The 15,386-nt window shown below is 42.5% G+C and carries 11 protein-coding genes; 6 read left to right on the top strand and 5 right to left on the bottom strand.

The features are described 5' to 3' along the window. Positions 1 to 70: 70 nt before the first annotated feature. The 3 genes from murC (at position 71) to B5D59_RS03995 (ending at position 2,908) form a co-directional block, all read left to right on the top strand. Positions 71 to 1,384, top strand: coding sequence for a UDP-N-acetylmuramate--L-alanine ligase (gene murC / locus B5D59_RS04005; RefSeq protein WP_078816924.1), 1,314 nt, complete (start codon positions 71 to 73; stop codon positions 1,382 to 1,384). Positions 1,385 to 1,740: 356 nt separating this feature from the next. Next, complete coding sequence (locus B5D59_RS04000) at positions 1,741 to 2,193, top strand: DUF948 domain-containing protein (RefSeq protein ID WP_078816923.1); 453 nt, start codon at positions 1,741 to 1,743, stop codon at positions 2,191 to 2,193. 55 nt (positions 2,194 to 2,248) lie between these two features. Beyond that, a complete protein-coding gene (locus B5D59_RS03995) occupies positions 2,249 to 2,908 on the top strand; it encodes a YtxH domain-containing protein (protein ID WP_078816922.1) in 660 nt (219 codons plus the stop codon). A gap of 58 nt (positions 2,909 to 2,966) precedes the next feature. Here the strand turns inward: B5D59_RS03995 and B5D59_RS03990 are convergent, their stop codons facing one another. Beyond that, positions 2,967 to 5,117, bottom strand: a complete 2,151-nt coding sequence (locus B5D59_RS03990; protein WP_245799440.1) for a cell division protein FtsA — start codon at positions 5,115 to 5,117, stop codon at positions 2,967 to 2,969. A 165-nt stretch (positions 5,118 to 5,282) separates the two neighbouring features. On the opposite strand from B5D59_RS03990, the gene B5D59_RS03985 reads away from it, so the two are divergent. Continuing rightward, a complete protein-coding gene (locus B5D59_RS03985; protein ID WP_040759645.1) occupies positions 5,283 to 6,365 on the top strand; it encodes a bifunctional 3-deoxy-7-phosphoheptulonate synthase/chorismate mutase in 1,083 nt (360 codons plus the stop codon). Positions 6,366 to 6,618: 253 nt separating this feature from the next. Next, positions 6,619 to 7,617, top strand: coding sequence for a catabolite control protein A (ccpA, locus tag B5D59_RS03980; RefSeq protein ID WP_078816921.1), 999 nt, complete (start codon positions 6,619 to 6,621; stop codon positions 7,615 to 7,617). Positions 7,618 to 8,099: 482 nt separating this feature from the next. Here the strand turns inward: ccpA and B5D59_RS03975 are convergent, their stop codons facing one another. From B5D59_RS03975 to B5D59_RS03960, 4 genes are all read right to left on the bottom strand, one after another. Next, on the bottom strand, positions 8,100 to 9,257 hold the full coding sequence (locus B5D59_RS03975) for an acetoin utilization protein AcuC (RefSeq protein ID WP_078816920.1): 1,158 nt from the start codon (positions 9,255 to 9,257) through the stop codon (positions 8,100 to 8,102). Then, positions 9,254 to 9,898 (bottom strand): acetoin utilization AcuB family protein, encoded by a 645-nt coding sequence (locus B5D59_RS03970; protein ID WP_078816919.1) that lies wholly within the window; start codon positions 9,896 to 9,898, stop codon positions 9,254 to 9,256. Before B5D59_RS03970 ends, B5D59_RS03975 begins: the two co-directional genes overlap by 4 nt. Positions 9,899 to 9,913: 15 nt before the next feature. Continuing rightward, positions 9,914 to 10,546: a GNAT family N-acetyltransferase gene (locus B5D59_RS03965; protein WP_078816918.1), complete on the bottom strand. Its 633-nt coding sequence runs from the start codon at positions 10,544 to 10,546 to the stop codon at positions 9,914 to 9,916. 200 nt (positions 10,547 to 10,746) lie between these two features. Then, positions 10,747 to 13,680 (bottom strand): transglycosylase domain-containing protein, encoded by a 2,934-nt coding sequence (locus tag B5D59_RS03960; RefSeq protein ID WP_078816917.1) that lies wholly within the window; start codon positions 13,678 to 13,680, stop codon positions 10,747 to 10,749. 371 nt (positions 13,681 to 14,051) lie between these two features. On the opposite strand from B5D59_RS03960, the gene tyrS reads away from it, so the two are divergent. After that, positions 14,052 to 15,317, top strand: coding sequence for a tyrosine--tRNA ligase (gene tyrS, locus B5D59_RS03955; RefSeq protein ID WP_009497698.1), 1,266 nt, complete (start codon positions 14,052 to 14,054; stop codon positions 15,315 to 15,317). The last annotated feature ends 69 nt before the right edge of the window (positions 15,318 to 15,386 follow it).

The following is a 15,386-nucleotide window of genomic DNA, read 5'->3' as shown; positions in this document are numbered from 1 at the left end:
AATCTTCAAGCGTAAATATTTTTAGCTGAAGATAAAAAGTGGGATGAAAGAATTCCCGGGAGGTTTCAATATGACATTGTTACACTTTACAGGCATAAAAGGATCGGGAATGAGCTCGCTTGCCCAGTTGCTGCATGATTCTTCTTATAAAATCCAAGGTTCTGACGTAGAGAAATATTTTTTCACGGAAGATCCTTTACATGAACGAAATATAAAAGTCCTACCATTTGACGAAAGCAATATCCAACCTGGTATGAAAGTTATCGCAGGCAATGCTTTTAAAGACGATCATGCCGAATTAAAAAGAGCAGACGAACTTGGAGTAGAAGTGATTCGCTATCATGATTTCCTTGGATCTTATATGGAACAATTCACTTCAATTGGCGTAACTGGCACTCATGGAAAGACGTCCACGACTGGCTTACTTTCCCATGTATTGGGCGGTTTCGCACCGACATCGTACTTAATTGGCGATGGAACTGGTAAAGGCGTAGAGAATAGCGAGTACTTTGTATTCGAAGCGTGCGAATATAAACGGCATTTTTTGGCGTACCATCCAGACTATGCCATTATGACGAATATTGATTTTGACCATCCGGATTATTTTAAGAGCTTGGACGATATTTTGGATGCATTTAGTCAAATGGCAAGTCAGGTGAAGAAAGCATTGATTGCTTGCGGTGATGATGAAAATCTTCAGCGTCTACAGACACAAGTGCCAATCGTTTATTATGGACTCGATTCCTCAAATGATTTCTATGCGACCAACATCGAAAAGGACAGAGTCGGCTGTTCCTTCGACGTGTTTATTCGCAATGAATTCTATCATCGATTCACGATTCCTTTAACTGGCGATCACGCAATCAAAAATGCGCTTGGTGTCATCACCCTATGCCATTATGAGAATATACCGGCTGAAGTAATCGATGCTCGGTTCGCTACGTTTCCAGGTGTGAAAAGACGTTTTTCTGTCATGGAATTCGAAGGCAGAGTGATCGTGGACGACTATGCGCATCATCCGACTGAAATTCGTGCAACGTTGGATTCTGCACGTCAAAAATACCCGGATCGGGAAGTAGTGGCGGTATTTCAGCCGCACACTTTCACGCGTACGGCTGCGCTTCTAGATCAGTTTGCAGACAGTTTGTCCGATGCCGATCAAGTGTACCTGTGCGATATCTTTGGTTCAGCTAGAGAACAGGCAGGAAACTTAACAATTCAGGATTTAGTCAATAAAATTCCGAGTTCTCGCCATTTAACAATAGATGATACATCCGATCTTTCGCGACATCAAAACGCGGTCATCCTATTCATGGGTGCAGGAGATATCCAACAATACTTAGAACAATTCAAATCCAATATTTCCAAAGAAGAGACAGCCTAACCATATGGGGAGGCTGTTTTTTTATCTTATTCAACGGGAGACTTAAATGATGAGATGAAGTAGTTTTTATTGCGTGTTTGAGGGATGTTCAAACGCTCGCTGAACGGCAGGAGAACACAGGTTAATGCCCCTGTCCTGCATCAAAGTTTACTGACCTGCATCACGCAGAACTAAGCACAATTCAAATTTCAGGCGCAATTATTCCGAGGAGTAATCGATAAAATGAAACAATTAATTGGAGATTGAAAAAGGATATCGCTTAGTTTTGTCGAAGAGTAGCTATAAGGCGAAAAGTTTAAAAGCTCTTTAAGAAGGGTAAAGTTTTCGTAAGAATATGCTCTAGGGGGATAACGTCGGTGGTTAATTTACTTTATGTCGCAGCAGTTGTGGCTGCGATCGCATTTCTTATTCTTTGTGTCAGTCTTGCCATGACGCTCGGGTCTTTAAAGACTACTTTAAAAAGCGTCTCGCATACAATGGACGGCATGACTAAACAACTGGAGGGAGTCACAACAGAAAGTACACAACTCCTTCACAAAACTAATCAGCTGGCTGAGGACTTACAAAGTAAGGCGGAAAAGCTGACCACTGTAGTGGATGCAGTAAAAGGAGTAGGTGATTCGGTAAACAACTTGAATCAATCCGTGCACCGTATTTCCAGCTCTGTTACTACACAGGCTGAACAAAACAGTGAAAAAATAGCCCAAGTCTTGCAGTGGGGAACCGTGGCAGTTGGTCTCTACGATCAAGTGAAAGAACGGAAACCGGCAAAGTCCACTGGCTGGACACTATATAAGGCCCGCTCCTAGTTCAAGCATTTTCCTTAGCAGCATACCAAACATTCAACACACAGGAGGAAGTAAAATGACAGAAAACAAACCGAACTACAATACAAACCAAGGTACCTACGCAAACACGTACGGTGAACCACAATACCCGGCAAATTACACGTACCGTTCTACAAACGATTTATATGAAGAAGATAACAGCGGAACAGGAAGCTTCCTGGCCGGAGCAATTATCGGAGGTGTCATCGGCGCAGCCACTGCACTTTTCTTGGCACCGAAAACAGGACGTGAGATGCGTGAAGATTTCACAACACAAGCAGCACAACTGAAAGATAAAAGCATTGAACTTAGCTCAACTGCAAAAGATAAAGCAATAGAATTATCAAGTACAGCAAAAGATAAAACGGCGGATTGGACGGACGTTGCCAAAGAGAAAACAGCTGCATTCACTTCCGCTGCAAAAGACAAATCATCGGAACTTTCTCAAACAATCCAAGAGCAATCTGGTCAGTTAGTGGATAAAGTGAAATCCGTTGCAGGCAAGACAAATATTCCAATGGATGATGGAACAGTGTCTTCAGAAGGTGAAGAGGCAACAGAATATAAAAGCATGAAGGAAAGCAAAGAAGAGTCTGGCAAGATCAAGAAAGCGGATCAATCTGTAGACCAAAATGAAAAAGAGAAGCCGCATAAAAATGTAAATCCGAATAAAACCGTGAGTGCAAGCAAAAAATAATGCTCAATAAATTAAGAGGCTGTCATTTTCTATATGAGAATGACAGCCTCTTTACGCTTTATTCAAATTGAATTTCCAGTCGGTCTCCGCCGAAAATAGGTTCATTGAAACGAATGGACTCTCCGTTACGCAGCAAAAGATAAGCAGAAGCGGAGTTAGTAGGCAGCGAGAAATCGGTGAATGAAAAAATATCGCTGAAAATGATAGGTGCATCTGAGACGGACTTAAATTCTACTTGATCTTCGGGCTGAACCTGATAAGCATGGTCCGCCAGCTGACCGTTGATGAATACGGCAGTGCGTTGTTTCTTGATACTGACAGGTTCAGTATTGAACATAACATCTGCACGAGCTTCCAAGATAATCTCCAATTCGTCCGCAATTTCTTTAATAGATAAAGGCTCAGGAGATCTGGTCTCAATGATATCGCCGTCTTGGATTATATATTGATGAGTAATCTCTATACCATCTACGAGATATTTAGACGGACGATGTTTCAGGATATGATTGCTCCCGTTCCACTTTACGGAAAACGATTCTGCAGATACTTTCGGATGTTGTATGCTGTACACTTTTTCAATAGCCGCACCTAATGTGTTTGCTTGCCGTACAATCAATTCATCACGATCTGAGACCATAGTGTCTATAGAGGCAACTTGTCCGTTCAGTAATACCTCGCTGTCAACTGTTACAGCCAAACCATCTAAGTGAAAATGGATCGATGCAGGACCATCTACTAAATCTTTAACTGCAGCTTCCGCGTCTTTGCCGTCCATTCCGAAATCCAGTTCAATTACATCTTGATTACGAATACGATCTTTCGTGCTGGCTTCTCTGCCATTTAATAAAATCGTGGTGGAAGACCCATGTTCGCCAGGAATTGTTACCCAGCGCCCGTTTACTTTCACTGTCAAAGCGAGTCCGGGCTTTCCGTATAATTGGCGAGCAGTGACATGCGCTGCAAGTAATGCGTCGCCGACTGTCATTTCTTTTAGTTCGAAAAGACGAATATCCTGCTCGTTGACTGTGATGGACATGTAGTGAATCGGTGCTCTCTTCGCAGCAATGGCAATTCCAATCGGCGTGACGAGTGCAGGGGAAGCTTCAATCGTGTCGTTAAGAGTGACGCCTGTCAATGCATCCAAGCTTCGAATCGCCACCCGGTTCTCAGGCAGCTCCAGTTGGACGCTTAACTCTTTTGATAATGTGGGCGTCAAACTTCCGCCTCCAACAATCATAACAGCCTGCGGAGAGGTCCCGTTATTTAATCTTCTAATCTCTTCGCTGATCGAAATAGCCAAGCGTTTTACAGCAGGACGAATGACGTCAATAACTTCCTCCGCTGGAATTTCTTGTTCGAACCCCAAAATATCGTGAACGGTGAGCGTTTCCTGCGAAGCTATTTGACGTTTCATTTGTTCGGCAAGCGGGAAGTCGAGCAAGTAATGACTGCTCAAAGTTTCCGTTACTTCATCACCTGCTACCGGGACCATGCCATACGCTGTTACGGTATTTTCATTCGCGATCGCAATATCCGATGTACCGGCGCCAATATCGACTAATGCAATATTCAACCTTCTCATGGAAGGCGGGATGAGGACATTAATCGCGGCAATCGGTTCAAGGGTTAATGCTTCCATCTCTAAATCTGCCCGTTTTAACGCCGCGAGTAATGATTCAACGACAACACGCGGTAAGAATGTAGCGATAACTTCGACTGTTGCTTCTTTTCCTTTCTGGTCGATCAGACTGCCGATTTCCTCGCCATTTAATTTATAGTGAAGTACGGAATAGCCAACACAGTAATAATGATCGTCCTCTTTCAGTTCATCCGAAGTGAGCAAAGTTTGCTGTGCATTCTGAACCGCTGATAATTCCAAGCGGTTAATATCCTCAGTCGAAATCAATGGTCGTTCCGAGATATCAATCGTTATGGAGCCTTCTGCTGTCTTCAGAGAGCGACCTGCCGCTGCCACGCTGACATGCTGCAACTTACCATGATGCTGTTCTAGCTCTTGTTTAATCTCTTGAATGATAGACGCCACGCTTAAAATATTATGTATTTGTCCGTCAATCATCGAGCGTTCCTTATGTTCTTTCGAAATTAAATCGATGATATGAAACGAATCATCATATTCTTCAAGCACAATACCGACTACAGAACGCGTTCCGATGTCGAGTGCAAATAATGTGTTAACCAGGATTTTCAACCTCTTTTCAAGCTTTATTCTATGTGAAAATAGTGAAAATGTATTAATTCGGTGAAATTGCGTGACTTTTCAAAGATAAGTCATTATACTTGGTCTATTATATAAAAATGTAACATAGATTCCGGACTTAGAAAAGGATGATATGTGCGGGGAGGAGACAGAATGATGAGCAAGCAAGATTTAGGTGAGTTAAGAGGTCGCATTGATCAGTTAAACAATAATATTTTGGATTTGATCAATGAGCGTACCGCCATTGTACAAGAAATTGGTAAACTTAAGGAAAAGCAAGGTGTGAATAGATATGATCCAATCCGCGAACGGGAGATGCTAAACGTCTTAAAGGATGCGAATAACGGTCCATTACCAGACGGAATCCTGGAGCAAGTGTTCAAATCGATTTTCATGTCAGCGCTTGAGGTGCAGCAAGATGAGCAGAAGAACGCATTGCTCGTATCCCGTGCACGGAAAGCTGAAGATACAATTGTAAATGTGAACGGCCAGAAAATCGGAGGTGGGGAACCTACTTTCATTTATGGTCCTTGCGCAGTAGAATCTTACGAGCAAGTATTGGCTGTTGCACAATCTATCAAAGCAAAAGGCTTAACGATGATTCGTGGTGGAGCTTACAAGCCGCGTACATCTCCATATGACTTCCAAGGGCTTGGTCTGGAAGGACTGAAAATTTTAAAAAGAGTTGCGGATGAGACAGGACTTTCCATTGTCACTGAAATCATCACACCAGCACATTTGGAGGAAGCACTCGAGTATATCGATGTAATCCAAATTGGTGCTCGTAATATGCAGAACTTCGAATTGCTGAAAGAAGCGGGCATGGTTGATAAGCCGGTACTTCTGAAGCGCGGAATGTCTGCTACGATTTCTGAGTTTGTTAACGCAGCTGAATATATTATCTCTAAAGGAAATACTGAAATTATGCTATGTGAGCGTGGAATCCGTACATACGAAACGGCTACACGAAATACACTCGATATTTCAGCGGTTCCAATTTTGAAGCAAGAAACGCATTTGCCGGTATTCGTCGACGTGACGCACTCTACAGGACGCAAAGACCTATTGCTTCCAACGGCGAAAGCAGCGATTGCAGTAGGAGCAGATGGTGTCATGGCAGAAGTTCATCCGGATCCTGCAGTAGCACTGTCGGATTCAGCACAACAAATGAACCTAGAGCAGTTTGATACGTTCTATGAAGAAATGAATCGCTTCATGAAGACACACCAAACAATCTGACAATCAGGCACCGATCCCAGTAATGAGGATCGGTGCCTTCTATATAAGTTGAACAACTGATTTTTTACTTATTCACACTAAGTTGCTTGGAGTGGAAGGCATCTTCCTGGAACGGAAAGTGACGGTTGAGACCGTTCATTTCTTTAATTCATCGTATGTACATAATTAGAAATTTTAAAATAAAGAAAAAACCCTATAAAGATGGGCAACACTGTATACTAGTATAGAATAAGGATCGTTGGGAGGATTGGAAATGGCTATCACCATTTACGATGTAGCAAGAGAAGCAAACGTATCTATGGCAACGGTTTCACGAGTAGTTAATGGAAATCAAAATGTCAAGCCTGCTACTCGAAAAAAAGTATTGGATTGTATTGAGAGGTTAGGATACAGACCGAACGCAGTCGCTAGAGGGTTGGCTAGCAAAAGGACAACAACGATTGGTGTCATTGTTCCTGACATGTCCAAAAGCTATTATGCAGAATTATCTAGAGGAATTGCAGATGTGGCGACGATGTATGAATACAATATCATCATCTCCAACTCAGACAAGAGCACTTCACGGGAAGTCGAACTTTTTGAAGATCATTTAGGAAAACAAGTGGACGGCTTAATTTTCATGAGTGATTCGATCTCTCCAGAAGTGCGGGCAGAAATGAAGACTGCCAATGTACCGATTGTTTTGGCGGGTACATTGGATTTTGAAACCAATTTACCCTCGGTGAATATTGATCATGAACAAGCCGCTTATGATGTCGTTAAGAAATTAATTGATAATGGGCATAAGCGAATTGCCTTCGTATCAGGCCCGTTCACACGTGATATTAACCGTGTGTGTAAACGGGTAGGTTATATCCGGGCTCTAGAAGAAGCCGGTATGCCGATTGATGAATCATTGATTGTCGAGACAGATAATACGTATGATGATGCCTATGAAAGTTGGAATGTATTAGGGAAATTGGCAGATCATCCAACAGCTGTCATGACTAGCAGCGATGAGGTGGCGGTTGGAATTATGAATGGCGTACGTGATGAAGGTCTGAGTATACCAGATGATGTAGAAATCATTTGTTTCCAACACTCCATTCTCGCAAGAATCGTCCGTCCACAACTGTCGGCTATTGTCGTTCCTTTGTATGACCTCGGTGCAGTATCCATGCGTTTGCTGACAAAGTTGATCAATGAAGAAGAGGTAGAAGAAACAGAGGTTATCTTACCGTATCATCTAGAAGAGCGCCAGTCTGTAAAGTAAAAACGAGCAACTTATCATTTGGATAAGTTGCTTGTTTGTGTAGATTAAGAAACTAGTGGGTGAGGCACCGTTGACCTGCATTCCGGGCGGTTGCTTTCCGCGTGGCTCCTGCGGGGTTTCACCTGTCGGGCTAATCCCACAGGAAAAGCCGGAACGAAAAACGGCTTTTGCGAACAAAAGCGTAGCGTTGAGAGCATATTTTCGCCTTTCGCCGCCTTCCACCACGATCAACTGGCGTAATATCCTGAGGATGATGGATATAGGAAATAACATTCGAGTTAAAGAATAGAAATATTTTTTGTTCAAGGAAGAAAATATCAAACTTTCCACAGTGTTTCCACTATGTATAAAATCTTCGGTATGCAAGCACAGACGATCTTACATCATTTAATTACACTATCATATATTCGTCTTTATTCTATGTAGGCTACATAGTCAAGCAACTTATCACTGAGATAAGTTGCTTGTTTTTTATAAATAGATTACGAACCATTGCGAATGACATGGAGAGCTCTCGTTAGCATTTGCTCATTCTTTTCATTGATATCCTTTTTACGTGGCACAGGCTCGTACAAATTGGGGGGGTCTTCCCATGTTTCAATCAGGGAAACAGGGGATTCCGGCTGCCATTTTTTCAACCATTCTTCAGGCAGAGCGCCGGTTGGAGCTGGAATCGCTTTCATAGTTAACCATAAGTGAGACCAAGCGCGTGGAACGACGCGCCATATATCATAACCACCTCCGCCTATTGCAATCCAACGTCCATCACAATATTCTTCTGCCAGTTCTTTGGCAACTTTTGGAATCTCTTCGTAAATCTTCATCGTTCCATACAAATGGGTTAGCGGATCAAAATAATGTGCGTCCGCACCGTTTTGTGTCAGTATCACATCAGGTTTAAAAAACTCTGCAACTTCCCGCAATGCTGTACGATAAATGTGTAAGAACGATTCGTCTTCCGTGAATGCATCCACAGGGAAATTGAACGAAGTGCCATATCCTTTACCGTTCCCACGCTCCGTTACGTTCCCGGTTCCTGGGAATAAATAACGGCCGGTTTCATGGATAGAAAATGTACAAACACTTGGATCGTCATAGAATGTCCATTGCACACCATCTCCATGATGTGCATCCGTATCGACGTAAAGCACACGGGCACCGTACTTTTCCTGCAAATATTTTATTGCAACAGAGCTGTCATTATAGATACAAAACCCTGATGCTTTGCCCTGAAAACCATGGTGTAAGCCGCCGCCTAGATTCAGAGCATATCTTGAACGACCTTCCATCACTTCCTCAATCGCAGTGAGCGTTCCGCCGACTAGTAGTGCACTGGCTTCATGCATATTAGGGAAGAAGGGAGTATCTTCTGTTCCGATTCCATATATACTGCCAATATTTTCACTTACTTCACCTTTACTTGCTTTTTTCACAATTTCAATATACTTCGCGTCGTGAGCCAACAGTAGTTCTTCATCGGTTGCCGATCTTGGCACGACAATTTCATCTGGCTGGATCGCATGGATTTCTTCCAGTAAATCTTTAGTTAAGATAATTCGTTTTTGATTGAATGGGTGTGTCTCCGAAAATTCATAATTTAATTGGTCGGGTGAAAATATAAAACTTGCTTGTTTTTTCATAAGTTCATCTCCGGTTCGCTCGGCCAAAGAACCTGAAACCCTTCCATTTTTAAATCTTCGATGATGGAAAGGGGATTCATCCGTTTGATTCTGACAGCTAGAATTTTATATGATTCGTCATCTTGATAAGGATAGACAAGAACACTCAGCACATTGGTATTATGGTGATGAAATACTTTTGATACTTCAAAAAGAATGCCTGGTTGATTTGGGACTCTAATTTGAATATGAGAACTTGGCTGGTTCGCACCTGTCAATTCAATATAATTGTAGAGCAGATCTGTTTTGGTCAGTATACCGACGAGTTGATAATTTGATACGATAGGTAAACAACCGATTTCATATGTGTAAAATAGCAAAGCAGCTTCTTCTATAAAATCTCTTGGATGACCAATGATCAAATCAGTTTTCATAATTTTAGAAAGAGGTGTTTCATAGAGTAATGTTTCTAACTCATCGGAGAGGCTGGAAGGGGCGGCTTCTTTGACATCACGATCCGTTACCAATCCAATTAAGCGGTCATTTTCTATGATCGGTATATGTCTGATCTTTTTCTTTTGCATCAAATGGACAGCTTCTGCGATCGTATGCGTGGAATTCAACGTAATAACGTCATTCTTCATAATGTCTTGTACGAGCATCGTCATTCCTCACTTTCAGTAGTTTACCCGGTTTTTGAAACGAACTCGATCAAATTGTAGGATCGATTCTTCGTCGACTCTTTTTCCTATCCGTGCCATCAAACAATTGGCTGGGTGTGAGCATACCTCCGGATCGTCCGTTGAGAAAAACTCCATTCCACCAGCACGCATCATTTTTTCCATGACTTTTCGGTATTCCCAAACTGTCAATCCGGTTCCTTTTAGATCCCAATGCCAATAATACTCCGTCGTGATCACGATATAATCTTCCATTGCATCGTCGATCATCGATAACTCCAGCAATGACTTTCCGATATGAGCACCCCGATAAGCTGCAGCTACTTCGACAGCACCAAGCTCAATTAAGTTGGATAATTCTGCTTCATACCATCTTTCAAGTGGATCAGGATAGAGAAAGGTCACGTAGCCGACGATCATGTCTCCGATTCTCGCGATATTGATGCGTCCTTCTGGAAATGAAGCAATTTTTACTAATGCTTCTTGTTGCTGTTTAGGTGGACGAAATGCTTTCAGTCCTTCATGGAAATTAAGCGCAGACAATTGCTCAGATGAAATAGGTCCTTCAATAATTAATTCACCTTCTTCGTGAGGAAACGATCTTGAAAAATACGTTTTTTTATGTTCCACGCAGTTCACTCCTTCCTTTTCAATTTACCCTTAAAGTTGGCAGGTAATCGCTGTGAGCCCAATATGTGCTACTCTACTTCAAGTATACAATTTATGTTGGAAAAATGCGTGTAGTTTTCAGAATATCATGAAATTGTCAATGTTATTTTTTCACAGAAAAAACCGAATTACAAAAGAATAATTGTAATTCGGTTTCATATTCAATCTGTCTTTGGTGGTTCCTGTTTCTCAGGTTCCGGTTTTTTCGGATCATCTTTGTTTTCATTGTTGTTAGAACCGCCATTAACGTTTCCATCTGTTTCAGGAGCGGGTGAACCACCATTTTCTTCAGGTTTGGTTTCCGGTGTAGTTGAATCCGGATCAGGTGTTGGTTCTGGTTCAGGCTCGGGCTCCGGCGCAGCAGTCACTGTATTGGAAGCACCTGATAATAATCCTGTAATATCAACAGCTCTTACATAGTACGACCCAGCGCCAGCCGGATAGGAAAGTGATTCGCCATCTCGGACTGTACCGACGCGAACGCCATTTTGATAAATGTAATAGCCGATTACATCATTAGAAGGTGAAGCTGACCAAGTAAGGACAGAACCATTTTGACTTGCTGAAACTGAAGCTGGCGGTACATTGTCTGCAGGGAAGACGGAGCCGGAAACTACACTGCTTGAATATCCGCTTTGTCCGGAGAATAATTTCGATCCGTCTCCACCAAGTCTGCCAAGCATACGTTTAATAAATTCAGAGTTCAAGCCAACGCCGCCAGATGTCACGAATTCACGTGGTGTGGAAGGCAATGCCTGATACATTTGACCTTTCACTCGTACTCCGGCAGATGAAATGATGCTGTCATCCGCTTTCGATGGGACCATCACTTTAGAATTAAACAAATCAGCGCGCACAAGCCCTGCAGCTGAGCAGGCAGCAGAAGGAGCCATGCCCGAAATCGAACAGAATGAACGAGTTACAACGCCACTTGGACGTTTAAATGTGTCGTACGCCTTGACAATGTCAGGTCGTACGCTGTTGGCTGTATTCATCAGCTGACCGAATAATCGTGCAGTCCGTTCAGAAGGGTGCATTTGACTAGGACTGCCATTGTATAATGTTGTTTTCTGATTTTTATATCCAAGCCAAACACCGAGAGATACATTCGGATTGTAGCCAACGAGCCAAGCATCAGCATAATGCTGAGATGTACCGGTTTTGGCGGCTAAGTCTGGACGGAAATTCATGAATCCAGGAACTCTCGCCCCAGTACCAAAGCCTTTTAATACATCTCTCATCATATCGGTGACGATATATGCGGTCTCTGGACTGAATACTTCGACTGGCTCCGCTTTATGTTCGTAAACAATATTGCCTTTCATATCTTCAATGCGCTCAATCATATAGGATTCAATGAATTGACCGCCGTTGGCGAATGTTGCAAAGGCATTGGTATTTTCCTCAACTGTGACGCCGTATTTTAAACCTCCGAGTGAAGCGGATGGGTTATGGCCATCTTCTTCAATAATTTGAGAAAAATTCATTTTCCGTAGAAAATCAATCGGTTGTCTATCGATAATTTGATTGTAAAGACGTGCGGTGGATAAGTTTTGAGACCGTGCTAATGACTCGCGGGCTGAGATGATGCCCATTTCGCGATCATAGTAATTGGCAGGTTTCCAACCGTGCCAGTTGAACTTCACATCAACAACTGGACTGCCTGCCCCGATAACGCCATATTCAATGGCGGGCGCATAGACAAGTAAAGGTTTGATGGAAGATCCGTTCTGTCTAAATGCTTGAGTTGAGTGATTCAACGCTTCAATTTCGTGATCGCGTCCACCGATAAATGAAAGAATTCTTCCCGTATGGTTTTCGATCATTGAAGCACCGACTTGTACTGGGTTTTCTACGATATAACTTTTACCGGAATCTTCATCCGTTTTCTCAGTAGTATAAGTAAAACCGTAGTGTTGGAAATTCTTCGCTACTTCATTCATCTTGTCATATAGATCTTTATCAATTGTAGAATAAATTCGGTAGCCGTCTGTGCGCATGGATCGATCTGCAATAATCTCATACTTTTCCTGTATTTTGGAATCTTCTTCAAATCGACTAGCTTCAATACCATCTTTTTCTGCTAAGACCTTCGCAAGTATTTCGACTGTCCGATTCTGGATTTCTTGTGTAACGTAAGGGTAGCGGTCAGTTGCGCGTCTTGCAGGCTGTCTGAAATCTTTAACGATATCATAGGCAAGCGCTTCCTGATATTCTGCTTCTGTAATGTAGCCAGTATCCCTCATGCGGAATAATACCGTCTTCATTCGATTAATTCCGGGTTGCAGTTTTTCTGGTTCTTTCATCCCCTGATTCTTACTATAGAAAGGTGTGTAAGAGAAGGGGGCTTGCGGTATGCCTGCTATGTATGCAGCTTGTGGCAAATTCAGCTCGCTTGCCTTAATACCGAAAATCCCGCGTGCTGCTGTTTCAATTCCCGCAATATTTTGACCTAAGACATCTCTGCCGTATGGAATGATGTTCAGGTACGCTTCTAATATTTCATCTTTAGTCATGAAGTGCTCTAAACGCATAGCGAGTAAAATCTCTTTCGCCTTACGTTCATAAGATACTTCATTCGTTAAAATTTGGTTTTTCACGAGCTGCTGGGTCAAAGTCGAGCCGCCCGTTTGACTTGCAGAATTGGTGACATCTTGGAATACACCGCGAAAAATCGCTTTCGGCACAATCCCTGTGTGCTCATTAAAATACTCATCCTCTGTTGCGAGAACAGCATCCAATGCATATTGTGACACCTTGTCCAAAGTGATCTGCCTGCGCTCGATGTCCGAGTTGATTTTCCCTAAATATACATTGTCGGCAAAATACATTTCCGATGTTTCTTCATAGGTGAAAACCGCATTGCGCAGTTCTTCTTTAGAACGCAAAGGTTCTTTCGCAACTAGTGAAGCGAAATATCCGGCACCGACAGATGTGGCGAAAACCGCGCCGATTACACCGAATATCAGTAACAATATGAATAAGTTCCAAACAACACCTGAACCGATTCGAACTTTTTTGGCCCACGGTTCTTTTTTGAGCTGTTCGAATTTACTTTCTAGTTGTTGGATCCGATTATTTTTCTCTTTATCCAAATCATTCTCCCCCTAAAAATCTTACTCATTATATCATAGATTCAACATTAAATAAGCAATTAATGTTGACTTTCATTGGAACTTGGTTAAAATGAAAGACATACGAAATTACATGTCGAAAAAACCGAAGTAATGTTAGCGATGGTCCGTATTAGAGAGGCAGCGGTTGGTGCAAGCTGCTCGGTGCGCTATACATGAATTACAGTTTTGGAGTGTACGTTTTGCGCAACGTTATCAGCGCCTTAAAGCCGGAGAGTTTCTCTCAAGCCGGGTGGTACCGCGTTATGTTTAATTTACTCAACTAGCGTCCCTGCATGATCATTATTGATTGTGTGGGGACTTTTTGTGTTGAGCTGAGGAGGAAATGGAAAATGGCGAATGAATTAATGGAAGATTTGAGATGGAGAGGCCTGCTATACCAACAGACGAATGAAGAGGGCTTGGAAAAATTACTGACGGATGAAAAGATTGCTCTATACTGTGGTGTGGATCCAACCGCAAATAGTATGCATATTGGTCATATCGTTCCGTTATTGACATTGCGACGCTTCCAATTGCACGGACATCAGCCGATTTTATTGATCGGCGGGGCAACAGGAATGATTGGAGATCCATCTGGACGCTCTGAAGAACGCCAGCTGCAAACGACGGAACAAGTGGAAGATAATGTGCGCGGAATCAAAAAGCAATTGGAAATGATTTTTGATTTCCAATCAGATAATGGTGCGAAGCTAGTTAATAACAATGACTGGATCGGCTCAATGTCATTGATCGAATTCCTGCGTGATTACGGTAAATTATTGAGTGTCAATTACATGTTAGCGAAAGATAATGTCGCATCTCGTTTAGATCAAGGAATCTCCTATACGGAATTCTCGTACATGCTCATGCAAGGTGCGGACTTCAATCATCTATATGACCATCATAACTGCCGTGTGCAAATTGGTGGATCGGATCAGTGGGGGAATATCACGACAGGTCTTGAAGTCATACGTAAAATGCATGACGAAGAAGTAAAGGCATACGGATTTACAATTCCGCTCGTGACAAAGTCAGATGGAACGAAATTCGGAAAAACAGCGGGCGGCGCGGTTTGGCTAGATGCTAAGAAAACTTCTCCTTATGAGTTCTACCAATTTTGGATCAACGCAGCGGATGCAGATGTCGTGAAATACTTGAAAATCTTCACTTTCTTGAGCCGTGAAGAAATCGAAGCACTCGAAACTTCAGTTCAAGAAGAGCCACATTTACGTAAAGCACAAAAAACATTGGCAGAAGAAATGACACGCCTCATTCATGGAGAAGCGGCACTCGAGCAAGCCATCCGTATTTCAGCTGCTCTATTCAGCGGCGACTTGAAAGCGTTGACTGCCTCTGAAATGAAAGATGCTTTTAAAGATGTGCCGACTGTTGAAATGGAGAAGGCGGATCAGAACATCGTCGATTTCATCGTTCAGGCAGGCGTGTCACCGTCGAAACGCCAAGCGCGTGAAGATGTGACAAACGGTGCGATTTCATTTAATGGGGAACGCATTACGGATACAGATTTCACAGTGGGGGCAGATCAGCGTTTAGAAGATGCCTTTACGATTGTGAGACGTGGTAAGAAGAAATATAGTATGGTGAAGTTTGTGTAATAGGTAGCTGAATTGAAAAGCAAGTGACCGTAAACGAATTGGTTTACAGTCACTTGTTTTATTTTTAAA

Source organism: Sporosarcina newyorkensis (assembly GCF_900167515.1).
In the GTDB taxonomy this organism is placed as follows: Bacteria; Bacillota; Bacilli; order Bacillales_A; family Planococcaceae; genus Sporosarcina; species Sporosarcina newyorkensis.
This window is presented reverse-complemented; position numbering and strand designations above follow the sequence as displayed.

Excerpts from the sequence above, each read along its gene's own strand:
- B5D59_RS03985 (WP_040759645.1), top strand. The coding sequence starts at position 5,283 with ATGAGCAAGCAAGATTTAGGTGAGTTAAGAGGTCGCATTGATCAGTTA.
- ccpA (WP_078816921.1), top strand. The coding sequence starts at position 6,619 with ATGGCTATCACCATTTACGATGTAGCAAGAGAAGCAAACGTATCTATG.
- murC (WP_078816924.1), top strand. The coding sequence starts at position 71 with ATGACATTGTTACACTTTACAGGCATAAAAGGATCGGGAATGAGCTCG.
- B5D59_RS03975 (WP_078816920.1), bottom strand. The coding sequence starts at position 9,257 with ATGAAAAAACAAGCAAGTTTTATATTTTCACCCGACCAATTAAATTAT.
- B5D59_RS03970 (WP_078816919.1), bottom strand. The coding sequence starts at position 9,898 with ATGCTCGTACAAGACATTATGAAGAATGACGTTATTACGTTGAATTCC.
- tyrS (WP_009497698.1), top strand. The coding sequence starts at position 14,052 with ATGGCGAATGAATTAATGGAAGATTTGAGATGGAGAGGCCTGCTATAC.
- B5D59_RS03995 (WP_078816922.1), top strand. The coding sequence starts at position 2,249 with ATGACAGAAAACAAACCGAACTACAATACAAACCAAGGTACCTACGCA.